The sequence below is a fragment of the Parasutterella excrementihominis YIT 11859 genome (genome assembly GCF_000205025.1).
Taxonomy (GTDB): Bacteria; Pseudomonadota; Gammaproteobacteria; order Burkholderiales; family Burkholderiaceae_F; genus Parasutterella; species Parasutterella excrementihominis.
In genome coordinates this window covers 12701-34811 of the sequence record NZ_GL883760.1, presented here as the reverse complement: position 1 = coordinate 34811, position 22111 = coordinate 12701, and the positions used below count along the sequence as shown (strand labels likewise).

General features: G+C 51.6%; 19 protein-coding genes. 8 read left to right on the top strand and 11 right to left on the bottom strand.

Annotation, left to right across the window (positions count from 1 at the left end):
• The 4 genes from pal (at window position 1) to maeA (ending at window position 4434) form a co-directional block, all read left to right on the top strand.
• Window positions 1-489: a peptidoglycan-associated lipoprotein Pal gene (gene pal, locus HMPREF9439_RS11565; RefSeq protein ID WP_369975244.1), complete on the top strand. Its 489-nt coding sequence runs from the start codon at window positions 1-3 to the stop codon at window positions 487-489.
• Between the two features lie 6 nt (window positions 490-495).
• Window positions 496-1188 carry a tol-pal system protein YbgF gene (gene ybgF / locus HMPREF9439_RS11560; protein WP_008810160.1) on the top strand — a complete coding sequence of 231 codons (693 nt, stop codon included), beginning with the start codon at window positions 496-498 and terminating at the stop codon, window positions 1186-1188.
• A gap of 151 nt (window positions 1189-1339) precedes the next feature.
• Entirely contained in the window at window positions 1340-2674 is a 1335-nt protein-coding gene (locus tag HMPREF9439_RS11555) for a ClC family H(+)/Cl(-) exchange transporter (protein WP_040603667.1), read from the top strand.
• Between the two features lie 134 nt (window positions 2675-2808).
• Window positions 2809-4434 carry an NAD-dependent malic enzyme gene (gene maeA / locus HMPREF9439_RS11550; protein WP_008864991.1) on the top strand — a complete coding sequence of 542 codons (1626 nt, stop codon included), beginning with the start codon at window positions 2809-2811 and terminating at the stop codon, window positions 4432-4434.
• 96 nt (window positions 4435-4530) lie between these two features.
• Here maeA and HMPREF9439_RS11545 read toward each other — a convergent pair whose 3' ends face one another.
• The 6 genes from HMPREF9439_RS11545 to metG all read right to left on the bottom strand — a co-directional run bounded on the left by HMPREF9439_RS11545 (window position 4531) and on the right by metG (window position 12952).
• Entirely contained in the window at window positions 4531-5676 is a 1146-nt protein-coding gene (locus HMPREF9439_RS11545) for a porin (RefSeq protein ID WP_008810157.1), read from the bottom strand.
• 32 nt (window positions 5677-5708) lie between these two features.
• A complete protein-coding gene (locus HMPREF9439_RS11540) occupies window positions 5709-6065 on the bottom strand; it encodes a cytochrome c3 family protein (RefSeq protein ID WP_008810156.1) in 357 nt (118 codons plus the stop codon).
• A 53-nt stretch (window positions 6066-6118) separates the two neighbouring features.
• Entirely contained in the window at window positions 6119-7636 is a 1518-nt protein-coding gene (locus HMPREF9439_RS11535) for a flavocytochrome c (RefSeq protein ID WP_008810155.1), read from the bottom strand.
• 232 nt (window positions 7637-7868) lie between these two features.
• Window positions 7869-8717, bottom strand: a complete 849-nt coding sequence (locus HMPREF9439_RS11530; protein WP_008864988.1) for a Crp/Fnr family transcriptional regulator — start codon at window positions 8715-8717, stop codon at window positions 7869-7871.
• Window positions 8718-8857: 140 nt separating this feature from the next.
• Entirely contained in the window at window positions 8858-10612 is a 1755-nt protein-coding gene (locus HMPREF9439_RS11525) for a SulP family inorganic anion transporter (RefSeq protein WP_008810153.1), read from the bottom strand.
• 222 nt (window positions 10613-10834) lie between these two features.
• Window positions 10835-12952: a methionine--tRNA ligase gene (gene metG / locus HMPREF9439_RS11520; RefSeq protein ID WP_278851233.1), complete on the bottom strand. Its 2118-nt coding sequence runs from the start codon at window positions 12950-12952 to the stop codon at window positions 10835-10837.
• Window positions 12953-12966: 14 nt separating this feature from the next.
• Between metG and apbC the strand changes: the two genes are divergently transcribed.
• A complete protein-coding gene (apbC, locus tag HMPREF9439_RS11515) occupies window positions 12967-14154 on the top strand; it encodes an iron-sulfur cluster carrier protein ApbC (protein WP_370852639.1) in 1188 nt (395 codons plus the stop codon).
• 81 nt (window positions 14155-14235) lie between these two features.
• Here the strand turns inward: apbC and HMPREF9439_RS11510 are convergent, their stop codons facing one another.
• Both HMPREF9439_RS11510 and HMPREF9439_RS11505 read right to left on the bottom strand, forming a co-directional pair.
• Complete coding sequence (locus HMPREF9439_RS11510) at window positions 14236-15279, bottom strand: NAD(P)/FAD-dependent oxidoreductase (RefSeq protein ID WP_008810150.1); 1044 nt, start codon at window positions 15277-15279, stop codon at window positions 14236-14238.
• Between the two features lie 158 nt (window positions 15280-15437).
• On the bottom strand, window positions 15438-16922 hold the full coding sequence (locus HMPREF9439_RS11505) for a M48 family metalloprotease (protein ID WP_008864984.1): 1485 nt from the start codon (window positions 16920-16922) through the stop codon (window positions 15438-15440).
• A gap of 97 nt (window positions 16923-17019) precedes the next feature.
• Between HMPREF9439_RS11505 and moaC the strand changes: the two genes are divergently transcribed.
• Window positions 17020-17499, top strand: a complete 480-nt coding sequence (moaC, locus tag HMPREF9439_RS11500) for a cyclic pyranopterin monophosphate synthase MoaC (RefSeq protein ID WP_008810148.1) — start codon at window positions 17020-17022, stop codon at window positions 17497-17499.
• A gap of 49 nt (window positions 17500-17548) precedes the next feature.
• On the opposite strand, the gene HMPREF9439_RS11495 is transcribed toward moaC, so the two are convergent.
• From HMPREF9439_RS11495 to HMPREF9439_RS11485, 3 genes are all read right to left on the bottom strand, one after another.
• A complete protein-coding gene (locus HMPREF9439_RS11495; protein ID WP_008810147.1) occupies window positions 17549-18235 on the bottom strand; it encodes a LuxR C-terminal-related transcriptional regulator in 687 nt (228 codons plus the stop codon).
• Between the two features lie 187 nt (window positions 18236-18422).
• Window positions 18423-19661 (bottom strand): MFS transporter, encoded by a 1239-nt coding sequence (locus HMPREF9439_RS11490; RefSeq protein ID WP_008864983.1) that lies wholly within the window; start codon window positions 19659-19661, stop codon window positions 18423-18425.
• Between the two features lie 72 nt (window positions 19662-19733).
• Entirely contained in the window at window positions 19734-20633 is a 900-nt protein-coding gene (locus tag HMPREF9439_RS11485) for a universal stress protein (protein ID WP_008810145.1), read from the bottom strand.
• A gap of 154 nt (window positions 20634-20787) precedes the next feature.
• On the opposite strand from HMPREF9439_RS11485, the gene HMPREF9439_RS11480 reads away from it, so the two are divergent.
• Window positions 20788-21573 carry a tRNA threonylcarbamoyladenosine dehydratase gene (locus HMPREF9439_RS11480; RefSeq protein ID WP_008810144.1) on the top strand — a complete coding sequence of 262 codons (786 nt, stop codon included), beginning with the start codon at window positions 20788-20790 and terminating at the stop codon, window positions 21571-21573.
• Window positions 21574-21641: 68 nt separating this feature from the next.
• Window positions 21642-22076 (top strand): universal stress protein, encoded by a 435-nt coding sequence (locus HMPREF9439_RS11475; RefSeq protein WP_008810143.1) that lies wholly within the window; start codon window positions 21642-21644, stop codon window positions 22074-22076.
• Window positions 22077-22111: the final 35 nt, after the last annotated feature.

Below are 22111 nucleotides of genomic sequence, written 5' to 3'. Positions count from 1 at the left end.
ATCTCTTCAAGATTTGCTATTTGCGCAGCCGCAGCAGCTGTCGCTCTTTCGCTCTCGGCTTGCTCTACAGTAGATCTGGATAAGGATAAAGCCGGTTCTATCACTGACGGAACTTCAGTTGAAGAAGCTCTGAGCTCTAAGACCGGCCCGCTCGCTAACCGCGAAGTTCACTTTGACTTTGACAGCTATACCGTCTCTCCCGACCAGATGCCGGTCGTGACCAATCACGCTCAGTTTCTGGCTGCTCACAAGAACCTGAACGTTCGTCTGGAAGGCAATACCGACGAACGCGGCGGACGTGAATACAACCTGGCCCTGGGTCAGAAGAGAGCTGAAGCCGTCAAAGAACGTATGACACTCCTGGGCGTTTCTCCTCAGCAGATCGAAACGATCAGCTACGGTAAAGAAAAACCCAAAGCCGAAGGCCATGACGAAGCGGCTTACTACGAGAACCGCAGAGTCGATATCCACTACATGCTCAACAAGTAATTTCTTATGAAAAGAATCGCGCTGGTGCTCCTTGGCACCGTTCTGTTGTCCGTCAATACATCGGCATGGGCGCTCTTCGGAGACGATGAAGCCCGCAAAGCCATCCTGGAACTTCGGGATCAGCTGAAGTCCCAGCAGGAAGTGCAGATGTCGCTGTATGACCGACTGGAAAAACTGACGAAGGAAGTTCAGACGCTCCGCGGCAAAGTGGAGGATCTGACTAATTCCGTCGGTAAGGAAAAACAAAACGCCGAGACCATTTATGACGATCTTTCGAATCGCCTGAATGAAATGGATCCGAAGGCCAAGGCAGCAGCCGCCGCTTCTGATCGGGAGATTTCCGCAAAGCAGGAACTTGACCGCTGCTTGTCCGTCTTTCAAAAGGGCGACGCCAACCAAGCGATTAAATGCTTCTCAGGCATGACACAGAAGTACAGCAAGACAAAGGTTTATCCCGATGCCCTGTACTGGCTTGGCAGCAGCTACTACATGAAAGGCAATTTTGCGCAGACGATCGCCACCGAGCAGCGTCTGATTTCCGGCTACAGCAAACATGCCAAAGTTCCGGAAGCCTACCTGTTGGTCGGTATGGCCCAGATGGATTCCAAGAAAACTGCGGAAGCCAAGGCTACTTTCGATAAGCTCATCAAGCTTTATCCGAAGAGCAGCGCGGCAGGACTTGCTAAAAAGCAGATGTAATCAATCACTGGATTGATAATCGAGGACCTTCGGGTCCTTTTTTATTCCCCAAATTCGTGATCGTGCAGGAAGGAATGGCTTTTAGCTTATTAAGCTAAAGAAGATCAAGAGAAAATTTGGAACTCGGCGGAGTGTCCCCAAAGGAGGGATCGTGTCCTTTACGCGTAAATGTTGGTTTTATTTGGTATGTCTGTTTGCGGGGCTCTGCACCGGAGCGGTAGGCGGATACTTCCAGTTCTTCCTGCATAAAGCAGACCATCTGCGGATGGAGTTAACGACGTGGGCCCATTCCGTCAGTTTTTGGGAAGGATTTGGTGCGGTTCTGCTCGTGTGCGTAGCCTGCGCTGTTATCGGACGATTCTTAGTTCGTTTCGCACCGACCGCCGGCGGCAGCGGTATTCAGTATGTTGAGGCCGCTTGGCGCGAGGAGGTTGAGCCGGCACGCTTTAAGATCTTATTGGTTAAGTTCTTCGGCGGTATTTTGACGCTTGGCAGCGGCATGGCCCTCGGACGCGAAGGTCCGACAGTCCAAATGGGCGCCTCAATCGGTGCAACGATTGCCCGCATCCTGAAATTCTCGAAAGAAGAGCTCCGTTTTCTTACGATTGCATCTGCCGGTACCGGCTTAGGTGTGGCTTTTTCCTCTCCGCTCGGAGGAGCGATGTTCACCTTTGAGGAAGCCACTAAAGATATCCGAATGAATCTGGTGATTCCGACGCTGATCTGCGTTTTTGCCGGATGTACGGTGTCGATGACGATCCTTGGTATGCAGCCCGACTACAACGTCATCAACCGAACCTTCATGATTCCGGGTGTCAAAGAATCCATCGCTTTCATATTGTTCGGAATCTTTATCGGCGTGATGGGACCGCTCTACAACAAGATGGTTCTTATTCTTCTGAACACGAATGCGTACTTCACCAAGGTCATTCCTGAAGTGAAGGCCGGAATCATCGGCATCGTCGTTGCACTGCTGGTTTACTTTGCTCCGGGACTTGCCGGCGGCGGAGATCAGCTTGGCACTGAGATGCTGAACTATACGTTCCCCATTGCAACAGTGTTGGTCATCGGATTGATACGCTGGTTCTTTGCGCCTCTTTGCTACGCGACAGGCGTACCCGGCGGCTTGTTCTCTCCGCTTCTTTTGATGGGCGGAATCTTAGGTCACGTTTTTGCGTGGACGCTGAATCTCATCGGATTTGATTTAAACCCGATGGCTTTCTGCGCCGTCGGAATGAGCGCTTTCTTTGCCTCCACGATTTGCGCGCCGATTACCGGCGTTCTGCTGATTCTTGAAATGACCGCATGCTGGGATTTAACGCTTCCCATGCTCATCGGTTCTGCGCTTGCCTTCTTTACGGCTCAAGTCCTTAAGAGCCAGCCGATTTACACGGCTCTGCGCCTGCGGATTCCCGAGGTCAAGCAAATGCAGCAGCAAGGTGTCGACGTATTTCAGCCGCCTGCTATTCCTGAAAAGTTGTCGTAGCGCGGTTTGACCTGATAAGCTGTACTTTGGTTCGAGGGAGGGCTTGTCCCTCTCTTTCGGCAGGAGTCTGACGCGGCTGTTATCGGCAATTCGCTCCGTTCTGTCGAACTTTCTGTTTTTCGGAAAAATAAAAAATGAAAAATATCAGTGTGGGAACGGAAGCTCTGGATGATCCGTTCGTCAATCAAGGAACAGCCTTTAGTCAGGATGCCAGAATAAAACGGAAATTGCGCGGACTGCTTCCTCCGAGAGTGACGACGCTGGAGCATCAGGCCAAGCGGGCTCTGGAGAGAATTCACCAGGCAGAAGAACCGCTTCAGAAATACGAAATCCTTTCGCTGATCCGCCACAGGAACGCAACTCTCTTTTATTACCTCCTCGAAAATAATATCGAGGAGCTGATGCCTATTGTCTATACACCGACGGTCGGCAAAGCCTGTCAGGAATTCGATCGAATCTACACTGAGCCGGAGGGCCTTTACGTCACGATTGAAGATAAAGGCTCGGTTCAGGAAGTGATCAATAATTGGCCGCACGATGATGTCGACATGATTGTCGTGACGGACGGGGAACGCATTCTCGGATTAGGTGACCTCGGCGCCGGCGGAATGGGCATTCCGATCGGAAAACTTTCCCTTTATACGGCTTGTGCCGGGCTCAATCCCGCGCGCTCTTTGCCGGTGCTCTTAGATGTGGGGACCAATAATCAAGGTTTGCTGCACGATCCGCTTTATCTCGGTCTTCAGCAGCTGAGGGTCGACGGCGAGGAGTATTACGCCTTTGTCCGAGAATTCATTGAAGCCGCTAAAGCACGCTGGCCTCATGTGATAATCCAATTCGAAGACTTTGCCAATCGGCACGCCTTTGCACTGTTGGATCAATGGAAGGACAAGACCGCTTGTTTCAATGACGATATTCAAGGGACGGCGGCCGTTGCGGTGGCAGGTTTCTACGCTGCGGCAAGGGTAAAGGGGAGTTCCCTTTCGGAGGAAAAATTCCTTTTCTTAGGCGCCGGTGAGGCTGCAGGCGGCATCGCGGATCTGCTGGTCGAAGCCATGATGAAGGAAGGCCTGACGCAGGAACAAGCCGTCGATAGGATTTTCCTTTTTGACTCTCACGGTCTGGTGACAAAAGATCGGGAAGGGCTGACGCCGCTGAAGCAGAAATTTGCCCACGAGCAGGAACCTCAAAGCACTTTCTTAGATGCCATTGGTGAAGTGAAGCCTACGGCGATTGTGGGCTGTGCGGCTCAGGCAGGCTCCTTTAATGCCTATGTGCTCAGCGCAATGGCAAGAATCAATGAGCGCCCCATCATCTTTGCCTTGTCGAATCCGACCTCTCGATCCGAATGCACGGCAAGAGAGGCCTATACCTACACAGAAGGAAAATGTCTTTTTGCTTCCGGCAGTCCTTTCCCGCAGGTTGAAGTGAACGGAAAGACGTTTATTCCTCGTCAGAGCAACAACTCTTATGTTTTCCCCGGAATCGGTCTCGGATTAGTTGTCTCATCGCCCCGGATTGTTCCACAAAGCGTTTTTTTGAGTGCTGCAGAAGCGCTCTCTAAGATTGTCTCGGAAGACGACCTGGAGAACGGCAGCTTGTTCCCGTCGCTCACAAAGATTCGCGAAGTCTCTCAGTCCATCGCGGCTGCGGTTGCCGAGCAATGTTTCACAGCGGGCGTTGCCGGCGTGCCGAAACCCGATGATTTATCCAAAGCGATTCAGGAGGCGATGTACAAGCCTGTCTACGATCGGATCTGATCGATAAGAAAAACCTTCAGGACTGCGGAAGGAGAAACCGCATTCCCGAAGGTCAAGACTTTGAAGTACTCTCAGATCACAAAAGAAGAAAATTCATTAAAAAGTGTGGTTCATACCCACGAATGTAGTCCACGGATTTTTTCCCATGTTGGTGGTCGGTGCCGATGAGGTGCCGCCTCCGCCGTTGATCGTGTAATTCACGTTCTTTTCGTTGTTGAGATAGGCAGCGCCGGCGTAAAGTGTGGTGCGCTTGCTCAGCGGATAGTCGTAGCGAGCCGAGACGTTCCACGCATTGGCCGAATCAGTTGTATTGTTCTTCAAATATGCAAAGCCGTTTAACAGGCTGCCGCTGAACAACGGAGTCTTTGTTGACACGCTGTACACCATGATGTTTGGGTTGGTATCTCGAACTGCGGCCTTGGAGCCGTTCTTATAGACCAGGTTGCCGTAAAGCTTGGTGAATCCGAAGTCGTAGCTCGCTCCTAAGTTATACAGTGCAGCATGCGCATTCGGATCCTTGAGATTATTCGGAGCTTCTGCCGCCAGGTTTTGATAGGTGTAAGTAAAGCCGATACCGAAGGCGCCTTTGCGATAGACGGCTTGAGCTGCATAGCTGTTGCCGTACTTATTCGACATTTCGCTTTCGGAGTTCAGCTTATTCTGCTCCCCTAACGAAACCATGGCGGATAGCTTTAAGCCGCCGAAGCTGGGACTCTCATAGACAAAAGAATTGTCTCTGCGAGTCAGATTGTCGACACCGGATGCGCCGTTAATGCCGGGAATATGATTATTCGGCAGGTAAGGCGCAGGGGCCATAAAGTTGTTGATCGTACTGCCTAAGCTGCAGGCAAAGGCGTCAAACTGCGCGATGCCGCCGAAGTTCAGCGTGTACTGGCGACCGAAAGAAAACGTACCCCAATCCGTATTTCTAATTCCGAGAACGGCTTCTCTTTGGAACGCCCAGCCCTCCGGCTGAGCGGCGGTAGTGTTGGTGCCGTTATCGACAAAGAAACCGTTTTCCAGGCGGAAGAAGACACTGGTTCCGCCTCCTAGGTCTTCCGTTCCTTTGATGCCGACACGCGATCCTCCTTTACCGCCGCTACCGAAGTCGACAACTGTACCGTTTCCGCCGTTGTAAAGCTGGACATACGCATCCACCATCCCGTAGATCGAGACGTCGGAAGCGTAAACGCTTCCGCAGAAGCTGCATGCGAGCGCAGCAATTATTTTTGTTGATTTCATAAGGTATTCCTCCCTTTTTTGTGCCATTTGATCTATTTCACTTTGAAGTTGAATTTATGGCACTGTGCGCAATAGTCTTCCGGCGGCTCATGCATCAGATGGCAGTTAACGCAGTCTCCGTTATGTGGCGCGTTATGGGGATTGGCGCCGGGAAGATCTTTCGTTTTTTCAATAAGCGCTGCTTTCGGATGGCACTGTGTGCAGGTTTCTTCTGTCGGAAGATTCGGATTCTTGAGGTCGGTTCCGTGACAGGTCTGGCATGCGACGCCTTTGGCGACGTGCTTATCGGCACCCATCTTCGGGGCGTCGGCTGCGAAGGCCGAGCAGGAAAACATCGCGGCAAGGAGTCCGATCCCGAGTAATTTTGTCAGTGAATTCAATGGGGTCATGTTGGTTCTCCTTCCGAAGCCTCCGGTCGGAGGCTTCGGACTAGGGAAGAGAATTAGCAGCCGGCCCAGCCGTTAGCGGTGCGAGCGGCGATACGACCGAAGATGATGCAGTCGGCAACAGCAACGGTTCCGAGACGGACCATGCCGTGTACGCCGCCGGTGGCTTCGCCTGCTGCGTACAGACCGGCAATCGGATTGCCCTTGACGTCGAGAACCTGGGCTTTTTCGTTGATTTCAAGACCGCCCATGGTGTGGTGAACACGCGGCCACAAACGAATGGCGTAGAACGGTCCCTTGGTGTTGAGGACAGCGTCTTTGAAGAACATGCAGTCGAATTCTGGATCCTTCATGGCCTTCATGTAGCCGTTGAATTTTTCATTTTCTTTCTCAAGGGTGGAGTAGTCCAGCTTGTAGAAGTCAGCCAGAGACTTGAGATCGTCGAACTTGCGGATGACACCGTTCTTAAGGGCAGTTTCAAACTGTTCGGGCTTCATGTTCTTGCCGACGACCTTGTTCATCATGTTGGCTTCGCAGGTATAGATGATGGCCGGTTTGCCGAGGGCAACGATGGCATCAGCACGAACTTTGCGGTTGCCGGTTTCTTTAATGAAGCGCTTGCTGGTGGTCGGGTTGATCATGGGGCCATAGCCGACCATGGATTCCACGGCGAGCGGAGCGAGACCGAAGCCGTTTTCGTCAGGAGAGGTCCACGGTCCTAACTGGATCCAGTCCATATGAATGGTGTTGGCGCCTAAAGCCTGAGCCTCCTGAATCATTTCGCCGGTTGCGCCCGGATGGTTCGTGGAACCGAAAGCGTCGGTCAGACGCGGGTCATGGCTGGTACGCATCTTGACGTTCTGGCTGAAACCGCCGGAGGCAATCAGCACACCCTTAGTAGCGCGGATGTAGACGACTCGGCCACTGTCAGGGCGATTGAAACGATGATTGATGCGGGCCTTAACACCGACGACGCAGCCCTTATCGTTGACGATCAGGTCATCCACGATGGTTCTCAGTTGAATCTTGATGCCGAATTCTTTGCATTTTGCAAGCATCGGATTGATGAATCCGGCGCCGCTGTTTTCCATCACGGCATGACTGCGAGGAACGGAGTGACCGCCGTGGTAAGTGACGGCTTTGAACTTGACGCCGACTTCGTCACGAAGCCATTTATAGTTGGAAACGGATTCGTCGGCGATTCTTCTGGCAAGTTCTTTATGGGCAAGACCGCCGCCGGCTTTCAGAATGTCGGAGTAAAGAAGATCGGCATTGTCTTTAATACCGGCCTTTTCCTGCATATCCGTTCCGGCTGCTGCGATGGCGCCGCCGTTGATGATGGAGTTGCCGCCGGCAGAGGGCATCTTGTCAACAACAAGAATGTCTTTCATGCCGAGATAGTGGCTTTCAAGGGCAGCGCCCAGGCCGGCGAAACCGGTACCGATAATGAGAAGACTGCAGGTCTCGTCCCATTTTTCAGGAACTTTGGTTGAAGCATGGGCCAAGCTTCCGAAAACGAGTCCGGCGCTCAAAGCGCAAGTGGTTTCCATGAAGGTTCTGCGGGTGAATGTCATTTAAAAATCCTCCTTGATGATGTTGTCGGCTCTTCATAACCGATAAAAAAAGTTTAAAAACTGAAGGATTTCTTAACTACCCAAAGGGTTTGGTGGATGCTTCGAGGGTTTACGAGGGTATAGAAAAATGACAAATAACTAATACGTTAGGCTGAAAATTTAATGAAAACGTATGAACCGCCTGCTTTTGAGGCAGGCGGCGGATAAAGAAGGGATAGAACAAATCAGAAAATTAATACCAAGGATTGGTGAGCGGAGGGAGCGCTTCCATCAGCTCCCTGAAGGTATTCGGATAGGCATACTCACTGCTTTCCTCCGCAGAACGCATCCACTGATAGGCGTCATCCACGAAATCTGCAGGGAAAGTGACGAAATCGCCGTCCCGAACCCAGGCGCCTTCTTCTTTCCAGCGTTTTAAGGCATTGTCCGTGGAGACGGGCGATGCATTTGCGACAAGACAGCGGTTATTTCGTGTCAGAGGAATAGGACACTTGATAAAGCCGTCGGCAGAGAGCTTGCCGTAATGAATCGCCCATGTCACCACAAAAGCCTTCAGACGAAGGTCCACAGGGGAAAACGCCATCAGCGCAAAACCGACCCGGTCCGAGAGCGTGCAACTTTCCAATAATCGGATGGTATAGGCAAACAGTTCCGGATCCGTAGAAAGGACAGGCAGCAAAAGATCCTTCGGGCATATGACGACTTGGGCCTTCGTTAAAGCGAAATAGGTTCCCAGAGAGGGACGGCGTGTTAAGAAATTGAGGTTGCCGCAGGCAAAATGGCCCGGCGTAGAGATGGCGGCAGCCTTCGGACCGGAGACTGCATTGCCGAAGTTGCGTGCCGTTACACCCTGTTGAACGAGAACAATATCGGAAACTTTTCTGCCCTGCGGATAGAGAATCTCCTGCCTTTCCAGTTCACGAACGGTTCCAAGCTTGGTGATCAGGTCTCGCAGTCTTTTACCGACCGGCGGATGCAGCCAGGGTGTCACAGGAACAGCACAGCCTTTTTTCTTTTCGTCGATGCTGTAATCGCGTCCTGTGCTGATTGCGGCCAGCCATTCCGTGGATACGTTTCCCATCCTTGTCTCCGAGGGTTATTTTGTTTTCGTAAAGATATACCACGATAGAAGAGCTTCTGTCCAGACAAGAACAGTTTCTAATTTTTCGGACGCAAAAACGAAAAGCCCGTCGCTGCGGACGGGCTCGCTAGAAGGACGAACTACTTATGTTCAACAATCCGAATTTCTTCTCTCGGATTCGGGTTCGGTTCCTCTTTCTTGTAGATTGCCTCACGGGCTAATTGAAGCGCGGTTTCCATGTCAGGGCACATATATTTGCCGAGACGCTGGGCTAAGCCTAGACGCCTCATTTGGCGCAGCGGATGCTCGCTCGCACCGACCACAATCAGGATTTTGCCGTGTTTCACGAGGTTTCGCTGGAAGGACTCGATGATGTCAAGTGCACTGTTGTCGATCGACAGCAAATCCGTGAAATCGAAGATCACGACATCCGGTGCATCAGGTGCGGAGATATGCTTCGGATCGGTGACGATTTCCAGCTTGGAAACGGAACCGAAGAAAAGCGCGCCTTCCATTGCCCACGCTTCAATTTGCTTCGGAGCATCGAAGGGAAGCGTTTTGGGAATCACTCGAGTGAGAGTGTTCATGCGATAGAGGAAGAACAGGGCCGCAGTGAGCAGACCGATCTCAACGGCAACGGTCAGGTCGAAGATCACCGTCAGGAAGAACGTGACCAGCAGCGTTGCCTTATAAGACATGGTGAACTGTCTGAGGCGAACAAATTCATGCCAATTGCCCATGTTAAAGGCCATGAACAAAAGGATGGCAGAAAGCGCACACAGAGGGACGTTCATTGCCAAGGGAGCAGCTACCAGGATAATGACCAAAAGGGTCAGACTGTGGATCATGCCGGCCATCGGAGTGACGGCCCCGCTCTTGATGTTGGTGACGGTACGAGCAATGGTGCCGGTTGACGGCAGACCGCCGAAGAAAGGCACGATGCAGTTTGCAATGCCTTGTCCCATCAGTTCCTGATTGGGGTCATGGCGTTCGTCCGTCATTGCATCGGCAACGCGGGCACAAAGCAGGGATTCGATAGCGCCTAACAAGGCCAATGTGATTGCCGGTCCGAGCAGCTGCTTGACATTGCCCCAGCTGATGTCTGGAACTTCGAACTTCGGGAGTCCTTGCGGAATGCCGCCGAACTTGGAGCCGATGGTTTCAACCGGAAGGTTAAACAGAGAAACCAGCGCGGTCATAACGATCAGCACGACAACGGTACTCGGAATTCTGGCAAGCCACCTTCTCCAGGGTGCACCGCCGATTGTCCAGGAACGAGGCCAGACAAAGACGATGATTAAGGAGGCAAGACCTAAGCCGACAGCATAAGGGTTGACGGTATTGATGGCGCCGGCGAGCGTCTCGATCTGATGGAAAAAGTCAGCCGGCATCTTGGCAATGTTCAGGCCTAAGAAGTCCTTGATCTGAGAAAGACCGATGAGCACAGCGATACCGTTGGTAAAGCCGATCACGATCGAGACCGGAATAAATCGAATGAAGCTCCCGATCTTAAAGAGCCCCATTAGGAATAGGAATATGCCCGAGAAGAATGTGGCAATGAGCAAGTTGCCGACGCCGTACTGAGCAATGATGCCGTAGACGATAACAATGAAGGCACCGGCCGGACCGCCGATCTGGACTTTGCATCCGCCTAAAAGAGAAATTAAAAATCCTGCGATGATCGCGGTGTAAATACCGGATTCCGGTGTCATACCGGAAGCGATGGCAAAAGCCATCGCAAGCGGAAGCGCCACTACACCGACTGTCAGGCCTGCAGAGAGGTCACTGGTGAAAGTGGAAAAAGAATAATTTTTTAAAATGCAAAGAGAGGCCGGCTCGAATCGTGCTAACGGGAAACGATGCAGGGCCTCTACGATGTGAGATCTCGCGCTCATTTATCTTGGATCTAATACAGTGGATAACTTACGGCAGTCGGACTGCCAAGGTAAAACAAACTTATTTAGAACTTGGGTTCAGAAGCTAAGTGCCTAGATTATCCTCCCAATATCTCATTTTTGAGCGGCGAGCTTCAACTATTTTCCAAAAATAAAGGTTTTTCAGTAGCCGAAAAAAAAGAACCCTCGGCCTGAGACCGAGGGTCCTCCTATGGAATGCGATTAGTGCAGACGCATACCCGGCTTAGCACCCGGGAAGGGTTCAAGCAGGTAAAGGCCGGAAGGTGTATCGGCTCCGTCGGAAGCGGAAAGCAGCATGCCCTGGGAGAAGCTTCCCATCATCTTGCGCGGTTCCAGGTTCGCGACAACCGCGGTGAGTTTGCCGATCAGATCTTCCGGTTTGTAGTAAGCAGCAATGCCGGAGAAGATGTTGCGCGGTTCTTTTTCACCGACATCAATCGTGAGCTGAAGCAGTTTGCGGCTCTTTTCGACTTTCTTGCAGTCCAGGATCTTGCCGATTCTGAGGTCGACCTTGGCGAAGTCGTCAAAAGTGATATTCGGAGCCAGGGGTTCGAAGACGAATTCTTCGGATTCGGCTTCTGCCTTCTTCTCTTCTTTGGCAGGCTCGGAAGCAGCCTTCGCTGCCTTAGAGCTCAGTTCGAAGAGCTGCTGAACTTGTTTTTCATCAACACGCTTCATGAGGTGCTTGAAGGGGTTGATCGGTTTGTCGGAAGATAAAGCGTTGTCAACAGAGTTCCATGTCAGCTCGCCGCAGTTGAGGAACGTTTCGACGTTTTCTGCGGTGCGGGGAAGAACCGGCTTCAGGAACAGCGTCAGCAGACGGAAGGCTTCAAGCGTCACGGAGCAGACAGCGTGTAGCTCTGCAGCTCTCTCGGGCTGTTTAGCCAATTCCCAAGGCTGTTTTTGGTCGACGTATTCGTTGACTTTGTTGGCAAGCTCCATCACGGCGCGGAGGGCTTTGCCGTATTCACGACCTTCGAAAGAAGCATTGATATCAGGAGCGGCGGCCTTGATTTCGGCAATCAGACTGCTTTCTGCAATGGCCGGATCCGAGACGCGGCCCTCGAAACGCTTGACGAGGAAGCCTGCGGAACGGCTGGCAATGTTGACGTACTTGCCGACTAAGTCGGAGTTGGTACGGGAAATGAAGTCGGCAGAGCTGAAGTCTACGTCTTCGACCTTGGAATTGAGCTTGTAGGCGAAGTAGTAGCGCAGCCACTCCGGATCCATGCCGAGTTCAAGATAAACCAGGGGATCAAGACCAGTGCCGCGGCTCTTGCTCATCTTCTGACCGTCTACGGTAACGAAGCCGTGAGCCCAAACGTGATCCGGCACACGGAAAGGTTTGCCGGAGAAGTGCAGCATGGCAGGCCAGAAAAGCGTATGGAAGTAGGCGATGTCCTTACCGATGATGTGAATCTGCTCGGTTGTAGATGTTTCCAGCAGAGCTTCGAAATTGATGCCCTTGGATTCGCAGTATGCCTTCAGACTGGCGAGGTAGCCGATCGGGGCATCCAGCCAAACGTAGAAGAATTTGCCCGGCTCATCGGGGATTTCAATGCCGAAATAAGGAGCGTCGCGAGAGATGTCCCAGTCGCTCAGATCTCCGTCCTTGCCCAGCCATTCGGCTGTTTTTGCAACGATCTGAGACTGAAGACGAGGCGTGCCGTCGGGGGCAGTACTGCGTGTCCACTGACGCAGGAACTCTACGCAGTTGGGATCGGACAGTTTGAAGAAAAAGTGTTTGGACTTACGCAGTTCAAGCTTGCTTCCGGAGAGTGCGGAGTAGGGATTGATCAGGTCGGTCGGACGATAGACGGAAGCGCAGACTTCGCAGGAATCGCCGTACTGGTCAGGTGCGCCGCACTTGGGGCAGGTGCCTTTGATAAAGCGGTCGGCAAGGAACATCTGACGAACCGGGTCGTAATACTGCTCGATTTCTTTAGAGTAAATCAGACCGGCTTTTTTCAGGCGCTTGTAGATGTCCTGCGCGAGCTCGGTATTCTCTTTACTGTCGGTGGAATGCCAGTGGTCGAAGCGGATAAAGAATCCGTCAAGGTACTTGGCGCGGCCGGCAGAGATTTCGGCGACATATTCCTGGGGCGTGACGCCTTTTTTCTGAGCCGAAATCATAATCGGAGCACCGTGGGCATCGTCTGCACCGACAAAGTGAACGGTTGATCCGCACATCCGCTGATGACGGACCCAAATGTCGGCCTGGATATATTCCATGATGTGTCCGAAATGGAAGTTTCCATTGGCGTACGGCAGTGCCGTCGTCAAGAAGATAGTGCGATTAGTCATGACTTTTTCTAGAATGCTTTTGAAAAGAAATAATTTTAGCGGATCAGGAACTCGTAAGCAGTAGTTACGAACTATCTGATATCCTAGGACGAACTTGGAAAGAGGCTCTCACGCCTGCCGAGTCCAACAGTAAGGAGAACACAATGCAGGAAAAAATCAGAGAGGTTCTCTCTGGCGTCATTGACCCGAATACGGGCAAAGACTTAGTTTCTTCTAAGGCTTTGAAGAAAGTTACTACAGAAGACGGAAAAACAACCGTCCAGATCGAATTAGATTATCCGGCCAAAACACAGGGATCCGTCATTGAAGAGATGGTCCGCGCTAAATTGGTCGAAGCCGGCATCCCCGCCGATGTCAAAATCAGCCAAAACATCATCGCTCACGAAGTACAGAGAGGCGTTAAAGTTTTTGACTCTGTCCGCAACATCATTGCCGTCTCCAGCGGCAAGGGCGGCGTAGGCAAAAGCACTGTGTCTGCGAACTTAGCACTTGCCCTTCAGCAGGAAGGCGCCAAAGTCGGCCTGCTGGATGCCGACGTTTACGGTCCGAGCCAGCCGACTATGCTCGGCATCACTGATAAACCTTACTCCGTTGACGGTAAGACTCTTGAACCGATGGTTGCTCACGGTCTGCAGGTCGCTTCCGTCGGCGTGCTCATCGATCCGGATCAGCCGATGATTTGGAGAGGTCCGCTGGCAGTTTCCGCACTCCAGCAGCTTCTGAAACAGACCAATTGGAAAGACTTGGACTACCTCATCGTTGATATGCCCCCGGGAACCGGCGACATTCAGCTCTCTTTGTCTCAGGAAGTTCCTTTGACAGGCGCCGTAGTGGTAACGACTCCGCAGGACATCGCTCTGATGGACGCTCGTAAGGGTCTCGTGATGTTCGAAAAAGTGAACGTTCCCATCCTCGGCATCATCGAGAATATGGCTACTCATATCTGCTCGAAGTGCGGCCATGAAGAACATATCTTCGGCGAAGGCGGCGCAGCCAAGATGGCTGCGCAGTACGGTGTTGAACTTTTAGGCGAACTCCCGCTCGACATTAACATTCGTCTGAGCATGGACAAGGGCGAACCGATCGTGATCTCTGACCCGGACAGCAAGGTCGCTCAGGCTTACAGAGAAATCGCTCGTAAGTTGGCAGTCGCCGTTTCTAAGAAGAACAAAGACTACAGCGCGAAGATGCCCTCCATTAAGGTATCCGATACCTAAAAGAGATTGAAAAAGGAAATCCGCCGTCAGCTCAAAGCTTTCGGCGGATTTTCCTATCTAGGAACCCGGTAAACCGAGAAATTAGTCAAAGTGCGGTGTTTCAACGCCGAGCACTTTGTGCAGTTTCGGGCTTGTTGTCGTGTACTGCAGGAGAACGCGTTTTTCCGGATACACGTATTCGGAAGCAGCGAAAGCAGCCAGCGCGCATTCATGGAAACCGGACAGGATCAGTTTCTTTTTGCCCGGATAAATGTTGATATCGCCGACGGCAAAAACGCCCGGGATGTTGGTTTCGAAGCGGGCAGTGTCCACAACGATCTGTTTTCTTTCGAGCGTCAGGCCCCAATCCGCAATCGGTCCGAGTTTCGGCTGCAAGCCGAAGAAAACGAGCAGGTGTTCAGCAGGAATGCGGCGAGTGACGCCGTCGGCGCCGGTGACCTTAACTTCGGTCATCTGGCCGTTTTCTTCCGTAAAGCCGGTAACCTGACCGACTTCAAACTGCATTTCCCAGTTGTCGCAAAGCTCTTTCATCTTGCTAACAGAGGCAGGCGCAGCTCTGAAGCCTTCTCTGCGGTGGACCAGTACAACGCTTTCGGCCTTGCTGACGAGGTTTAGACACCAGTCAAGGGCGGAGTCTCCGCCGCCGCAAATAACGATGTTCTTGCCTTCAAAAATCTCAGGATTCTTGACGCGGTAGTGGAGCTGTTTGCCTTCGAACTGTTCAATGTGCGGAACTTTGAGCGTACGGGACTGGAAGCTGCCGACGCCGGCTGCAATGAAGACGGCCTTGGCTAAAAATTCGGTACCCTTAGATGTTTTAACGTAGAGACGTCCGTCGTCAAGCTTCTTAAGAACCTGAGCTTCCTCACCGTAGTGGAAGGTCGGTTTGAACGGTTCAATCTGCTTGAGCAGGTTTTCCGTCAGCTCTTTGGCGGTGCAGACGGGAACTGCCGGAATGTCGTAAATCGGTTTGTCGGGGTAGAGCTCGACGCACTGACCGCCCGGATGGTTTAAAGAATCCAAAACATGGGCTTTCATTTCAAGAAGGCCCAATTCAAAAACTTGGAAAAGTCCGACGGGACCGGCGCCGATGATGACGGCATCAGTTTCAATCGGATTGTTCATCTTTATTTCTTCAGTCAATTTATAACCTTAGATCTCAAAAAGTTAATTCTGACCATTTTCTCACTAAATGAGCGCGCTTTAAGCCCGAAAAAAGTAACTTTTGACAACGATAGTGCAAACGGCCGGCCGCCAGCGTTTGATGCCGGCAATCAGAATGACTAATTGGAATGCTTGCGGTCAAAGTCTTCGTCTCGACGAAGTTCTCTGAGTCGAGCATCAATTTCGCTCATGGTGTAGAAGTCTCCGTCATTGGCCTTTTGGGCAAGCGAAAGCTGCTGAATGGCGGCAACACGCTGACCTTGCAGCGCGTACATTTCACCGATCGCCTGGTGACTCTGGCTTACTTTACCTAGTGCTTCGTAGGCTTGGCCGAGGAAGGACTGGTACTCAACCGTCGACTTTGATAACGCGTGCTGCCGGCGCAAGAAGTTCAGAAGGTCGTTGTATTTCTTATCCCTGAGCAGCAAGTCACCGTAATTGAGAACAAGCATCGTAGATAAAGGCGATTTTTGCTGAGCGCTCTTTGCGAGCTGAAGTCCTCGTGAGCGGTTTTCCGGAGAAGATTCAAACACGAGATTTGAATGCAGCTTGTTGATGATGGCGGAGTTTCCGCCTGCCATCTTCTGAGCGATTTCAATCTGCTTGAGTGCCTCGGCCTTGTTTTTCATTCTTTGGGCGGCCACGGCTAAACCGTAGTGGGCCCCGATCGCCTGATAACCGGTCGCAGTTTTCAGCTCATTTCTGAAATAGTCGGCAGCATCCGACCATCCTTGATAGCGGTTGGACTGGAGAACGCGAAGACGCGCACGGATCAGGAAGAAGTCCAAGGAGTCTTTGTGATTTCTTTTGCCGGCCATGCGCGAGCGGTTCTGAGCTTCGCTCATACGATCAATGGTCAGCGGGTGTGTGCGCAGGTAAGCAGGTGCAGCACGCGAGCCTTCATACGCGCGGTTATTAAAGTCTAGACGTTCGAAGAAGTTTTCCATGCCCTTCGGATCGAATCCAGCACGGACCAAAGAATTAAAGCCCACGCGGTCGGCTTCACGTTCGGCGTCGCGGGAGAACGATAAATAATTCTGTGCCAAGGCTGCCTGAGTGCCGATGACCGAGGCTGCCGCGCCGTCCGCAGAACCGGCTCGGGCAGCCAAAATGGCGACGAGCAGAGAGCCTAAGGTCGCTGCCCAATTGCCTTTTTGGTTTTCAATCATTCGGGCGATATGGCGCTGAGTGACGTGTCCGATTTCGTGAGAAAGGACGGAAGCGAGCTCGCTTTCACTGGAAGCGGCTGTGACAAGACCGGTATGAACGGCAATGAAACCTCCGGGCAGTGCGAACGCATTGATGGAGGGATCGCGGATCGGGAAAAAGAAAAAGGAATAACTGGATCCCGGACCGGCAGACACGAGCTTGTAGCCGAGACGCATCAGATAGTCGATGGTCTCAGGGTCATTCAGATAGGTAGGATCGGAGCGAACTTCGACCATGATCTCCTCTCCGAGCTGACGTTCCTGCATCGGAGATAGGGCCGAACCACCTGCCGCACCGAGATTCGGTAGATTGTAGTTCTGGGCGTACGTTCCTGCGGCCGGCGCTGCGGCTAAAAGGCAGGAGAGGCACAGAGAGAGCAGCGGTTTCAAAGTCATTCCGTTTTTACCCAATAATATTTATCATTCAAAGAGTAAGGAAAAATATAACAGTAATACTGTTTTTTGCTGTAACTAATTCTAAAAAGGTATTTATATGTCCGAGTTGACTCATTTCAACCAGGCGGGCGAAGCCCATATGGTGGATATTGCTGATAAAGATCAGACACACCGCATCGGCATCGCCGAAGGCTGGATCAGCATGCATCCCGAGACTTTTGCTCTGGTGGAAAAGGGAAACGCCAAGAAGGGAGACGTTCTGGCGGTTGCACGTATTGCTGCCATCATGGGCTCGAAGAAGACACCGGATTTGATTCCTCTTTGCCATCCGATCGCCTTAACGCATGTGAATGTTGACTTTGAGCTCTATCCGGAAGAAAGCAAAGTTCGCTGCGTAGCGACGTGTGAAACCAAAGGCAGAACCGGGGTTGAAATGGAAGCCTTAACCGCTGTCCAAGTCGGCCTGCTGACCATCTACGACATGCTTAAAGCAGTGGACCGCGGCATGTGCATGACCGATATCCGCCTGCTGGAAAAGCACGGCGGCAAAAGCGGCGACTGGGTTTTAAAGAAGTAGAAAACCCAATCTAAGAAAAAGCCGAAGGTGCGAGCCTTCGGCTTTTGAATTACATGGCCGGAAGAATTCCGAGCTGGGCGGCTTCGTAAACCGCTTCTCCGCGGGAATGCACCTGCAGCTTGCGGTAAATCTTCTTGATGTGCGCCGTGACCGTGTGGCAGGAGATGTTCAGAACGGAACTGATCTCTGCGAAACTCATGCCTCGGGCAAGAAGATTGAGAACTTCGGTTTCTCTCGGCGACAAGGGATTCGCGACGGCAGGCCGGCTCGCCGCGACGGAAACGACCGGCTTGACAGTCGGCTTCCGACGCAGGGCATCGACTAAGACCCTCGCTGCGGTTGGGCTCATCGGACTTCCGTGTGCACGCAGAATGCGAATGTAGTTCCCGACATCGTGAAGGTCGGAGTCCTGCTTCGTGATATAGCCGACGGCACCGTTTTCAATGGCAGTGGCGATGTCGGCAGCTGAGTTTTTGGAAGTGACGGCAACGATACTTTGAACCGCGAGATCTTCAGAGGCACGGCGGATAAAATCCAAGCCGTCCCCGTCCGGAAGATTGAGTTCCGTGAACAGGATGTCGCAGTTTGTTTGAGCAAGCAGTGCTGTTGCAGAGGCAATGCTTGAACAAATGCCAATCAGTTTAATGTCAGGATCATGAATAAGACGCTGACGATAGACTCGCTGTGTGTCAAGATCCGGCTCCACAACGAGAACGGTTGTCTCCCCAGTGTTCAAAATTACCCTCCCGCCGGCAACTTAATCGTAATCGGCTTGTGTTATTTGCTGCTGTAATGTGTAATCGAATCCGCTGTTTCTATCGAAACAGGGTTTTTCGCAGCTTCTACCTTATTGTAATTATTCTACGGAAAAATAACCATAAGTAATTACTTTATTGATGTTACCCCTTGCAATAACTACGGGATTATTTGTCATTTTTTTTGAAGTCGATATTCTCTTCCCGCTCAATTGCCTTGTCTTCCACCAGTTTCTCAGCGGGGTCGCGCATGTTTCTAACGGAATAACCGATTTTTGCACCGCCTCCGACCATTAAGGCGCCGGTTGCCCAAAAAGCCGAGGCCGCCCCGATCACCGAACCGCCGAAACCGAAGAGCAGGGGCAAAATCGCATGGCTTGCGTTCATCAGCATGGTTCGGATTCCGATGGCTTCACCGACACGTCCGTCAGGCGTTACCTGATGGAGCAGTGAAAGAACGTTCGGCTGAGAAGCTCCTAGAGACGCGCCGAGCCATCCGCAAAGTAGGAAGAGAAGCGTGAGCGATGTCGTAAAAGGAAAAACAATATAAGTCAGACCGGCCGAGATCATTACGAAAATAATGATGGACCATTCCTTGAAAATCTGAGAAAGGATCGGCATGAAAACTCGAACAGCGAACGTACAGATGGAGAAGGTACTCAAGAGCCAGCCGATGGCTACGGCGTCTAATCCGATCTCGGTACCATAAACCGGAATCATGAAGGCCTGTAAATCCCAGGCCATGGAAACGAAGGCAGACGCGAGCAGAACGTTTCTGACTTTCTCATCTTTGAATAATTCAAAGGCACTGTGATGCCGATTATCTTTAGCCTGAGATTTGTTAAAGGCCGAGGGGAGGGCCCGCGCCTGGAACAGAAAGATTCCGCCGCCGAGGAGTGCAAAGGTTAGCGCGCCGCCGAACGCCCAATAGTAACTTCCGTGATCGATCAGATAGCCGGCGACAACTGGTCCGGTTGACCCCGAAATTGAAAAGGCAATGGATTGATAGGTAAAAGCGGTTGCCCGATTTTTATTGTTTGAGAGATGTCCGATTAAGCCCTGGCCGCTGATGAGCGTAAAGACAAATCCTGTGCCCGCAAGTAAAGACGTCACGATGATCGGCCAAAAACCGAACTTCTCATATGGGAAAAGAATCGGCATCAGACATGCCGCCGAGATCATCAGGAAAGAGACTGTGATCGGAATGCGAACTCCGATCTTATCGATGAATTTTCCGACATGAATTGAAATCAGCGCCGGAATCGCTGCATAAGTACTCAAAATCACACCGACCATCCACGCAGGCTGCCCGTAATTCAAGGCATAAAGGGTAGAAATCACGCGCGAAGAAGTAAACCCGCAGTGCAGGAGGGCCATGAAGGCAACGATTTTGAGGATTTTTGTCATTTTTACAATAAGAAAAGGCGCCCCAAAGGACGCCCTTGATTATGTGTGGTTTGTTTTAAACGTCCGTCGGCGTTAGTTTGCCTGAATTACCAACAGAGGTGTGTCGCTGATCGCGGCAATACGCGTAGCGGTCGAACCGAGGACGGCGGCTTTGAATGCTCCGTAACCGCGGGTGCCCATGACGATAAGGTCTAAGCCTTCATTCTTAGCGAAAGCTGCGATTTCGTCGCCGGGGTTGCCGACTAAGCAGATTTCTTCTGTCTTAAAGCCTTTATCTTGGAAAGCCTTACGGCTCGGGCCGACGGCTTCATCAAAAGATTCCTGCTGCATGGCACGAACTTCGGATTCATTCATTGTCGGGAGCGCCATACCGGCCATATCCGGCATAACGACACCGGCGTAGTCACTGACAACGTTCATCAGATAGAACGTCGGATGGTCACCGAAGATATCGTGGTTCTTAAGAATGTGTTCGACAGCGGCTTCACCATACTTGGAGCCGTCGATCGCAACGCCGACTTTCAGAGAGTCATTAGTGGGCGCCGGTTTGTTGCGCAGAATCAGGACGGGTTTGTCGCAGAGCGCTAAAACGGAATTGGTAACCGAACCAAGCAGGAGGCCCTTCAAGGCAGAGCGGCCGTGGGAGCCCATGATGATCAGGTCGGCGCCGGATTCTTCGGCAACCTTTGCGATTGTCGGGGCGGCTTCGCCGACTGCATAGCGAGCCGTTGCTTTGACGCCGGCAGCTTTCAATGCCTCAATGGCAGGCTCGAGAATGACGTTAGCTTCCTCGTCGTAATAACCGCTCAGGGATCCATTGCCGATTAATTTGGAGGCTCTTGCGGGGACGGGGGCCTGAACGCTCAACAGTTCGATTTCAGGGTTGTGCCCTAAGAGCGTTGCGCGTGAAGTGACAAATTCAATTGAGTGTTTACTGAACTCGCTTCCGTCGATGGGAACTAAAATCTTCATTTAACCTCCGATAATCATTGTTAGTAAGCTTGTTTTTCTTTCACGAGCTTTGTTGACATTATGAATTATCCCATCTGTAATTAAAAGAGTTTCGAAGAAACATCGGAGCACAAAGTTTCTTTCGAGGATAGTGTCTGACTAAAAGAAGTTGAAAATGGCTGAAGAGAACAAATATCCGCTCGACTATGAAAGACGCTTCGGCGGCGTTGCGAAGCTTTATACCAAGGACGGTGCCGAACGCTTAAAAAATGCCCATGTCTGCGTAGTCGGTCTCGGAGGCGTCGGCTCTTGGGCGGCCGAAGCTTTAGCGCGCACAGCTGTCGGCCGCATCACGCTGGTGGACTTAGATAACGTTGCAGAGAGCAATACGAACCGCCAACTGCAGGCGATGACCGGGGTTTACGGGAAGCCGAAAGTCGATGCGACGGCAGAAAGGATCCGCGCAATTAATCCGCTCTGTGACTGCAGGAAGATTGAAGATTTCATCGAAGTAGAAACCGCGGAATCGTTTCTGCCGGAAGATGCCATTATTCTTGACTGCATCGACAACGTTAAAGTTAAAGCAGCCATGGCGGCCGTCTGTAAAAAGAGAAAGCAGTTTATGGTTGCGTGCGGTGCGGCCGGAGGCAAGACGAGCGCCATGAACATTATTCACGAAGATTTGGCGCGAACAACCGGAGATCCTCTTTTGTCCCGAATGCGGTACGACCTTCGCAAAAAATACGGGTTCCCTAAATTAAAAGCAGGAAAGAGAGTTGAGAAGTTCGGCATTCCTTGTGTTTACACCGCAGACCCCGTTAAACGCCCGGAGGGAGTGTGTGATGTCGGCACCGGTCTGTCGTGTGCAGGTTACGGGTCTTCCGTCGTGGTGACAGCGGCTTTGGGGCTGGCAGCCGCGTCTGTTGCGATCAACCACATTACGGGAACCGACTCTAAATAAAACTTAACGGAATGTAACAAATCCTATTACACTTATGGCAAATAAAATTCTTAAAAGGACGGTCAGCTATGTATAACCGTATTTTGGTTCCGACAGACGGATCCGAACTCTCTGATAAAGCGCTGGAAGCCGCGGCCGATTTTGCCAAGGCTCTGGGTTCCTCTATTGTCATCATTACCGTTATTGAGCCTTACAGCTATACCAATCTCTCTGAGTACAGACCTGAAAGTATTGATCAATACGATTCCAGAGTTAAAGAAATGGCTCAGGAACGACTGGAAATCGCTCGCGAACTGGTTGAGAAAAAAGACATTAATTGCGAAGTTGTGGCTTTCAAATCCTTCTCTCCGGCCGAAGCGATTATCGATGCCGCCAATGAATACAACTGCGATTTGATTTTCATGGCCTCTCACGGCAGACAGGGCTTTGCCGCGGTGCTTTTAGGCAGTGAAACTCAGAAAGTTCTGACTCATTCCAAGATCCCCGTTATGGTTTACAGATGATTACGGGAAAGAGGCTCTGTTTGAGCCTCTTTGCA

Bases quoted from the DNA above. Each gene is read 5' to 3' on its own strand.
- ybgF (WP_008810160.1), top strand. From the start codon at position 496: ATGAAAAGAATCGCGCTGGTGCTCCTTGGCACCGTTCTGTTGTCCGTC.
- HMPREF9439_RS11510 (WP_008810150.1), bottom strand. From the start codon at position 15,279: ATGAACAATCCGATTGAAACTGATGCCGTCATCATCGGCGCCGGTCCC.
- maeA (WP_008864991.1), top strand. From the start codon at position 2,809: ATGAAAAATATCAGTGTGGGAACGGAAGCTCTGGATGATCCGTTCGTC.
- HMPREF9439_RS11540 (WP_008810156.1), bottom strand. From the start codon at position 6,065: ATGACCCCATTGAATTCACTGACAAAATTACTCGGGATCGGACTCCTT.
- HMPREF9439_RS11525 (WP_008810153.1), bottom strand. From the start codon at position 10,612: ATGAGCGCGAGATCTCACATCGTAGAGGCCCTGCATCGTTTCCCGTTA.
- HMPREF9439_RS11475 (WP_008810143.1), top strand. From the start codon at position 21,642: ATGTATAACCGTATTTTGGTTCCGACAGACGGATCCGAACTCTCTGAT.
- HMPREF9439_RS11485 (WP_008810145.1), bottom strand. From the start codon at position 20,633: ATGAAGATTTTAGTTCCCATCGACGGAAGCGAGTTCAGTAAACACTCA.
- HMPREF9439_RS11480 (WP_008810144.1), top strand. From the start codon at position 20,788: ATGGCTGAAGAGAACAAATATCCGCTCGACTATGAAAGACGCTTCGGC.
- HMPREF9439_RS11490 (WP_008864983.1), bottom strand. From the start codon at position 19,661: ATGACAAAAATCCTCAAAATCGTTGCCTTCATGGCCCTCCTGCACTGC.
- HMPREF9439_RS11545 (WP_008810157.1), bottom strand. From the start codon at position 5,676: ATGAAATCAACAAAAATAATTGCTGCGCTCGCATGCAGCTTCTGCGGA.
- HMPREF9439_RS11530 (WP_008864988.1), bottom strand. From the start codon at position 8,717: ATGGGAAACGTATCCACGGAATGGCTGGCCGCAATCAGCACAGGACGC.
- HMPREF9439_RS11535 (WP_008810155.1), bottom strand. From the start codon at position 7,636: ATGACATTCACCCGCAGAACCTTCATGGAAACCACTTGCGCTTTGAGC.
- HMPREF9439_RS11505 (WP_008864984.1), bottom strand. From the start codon at position 16,922: ATGACTTTGAAACCGCTGCTCTCTCTGTGCCTCTCCTGCCTTTTAGCC.
- moaC (WP_008810148.1), top strand. From the start codon at position 17,020: ATGTCCGAGTTGACTCATTTCAACCAGGCGGGCGAAGCCCATATGGTG.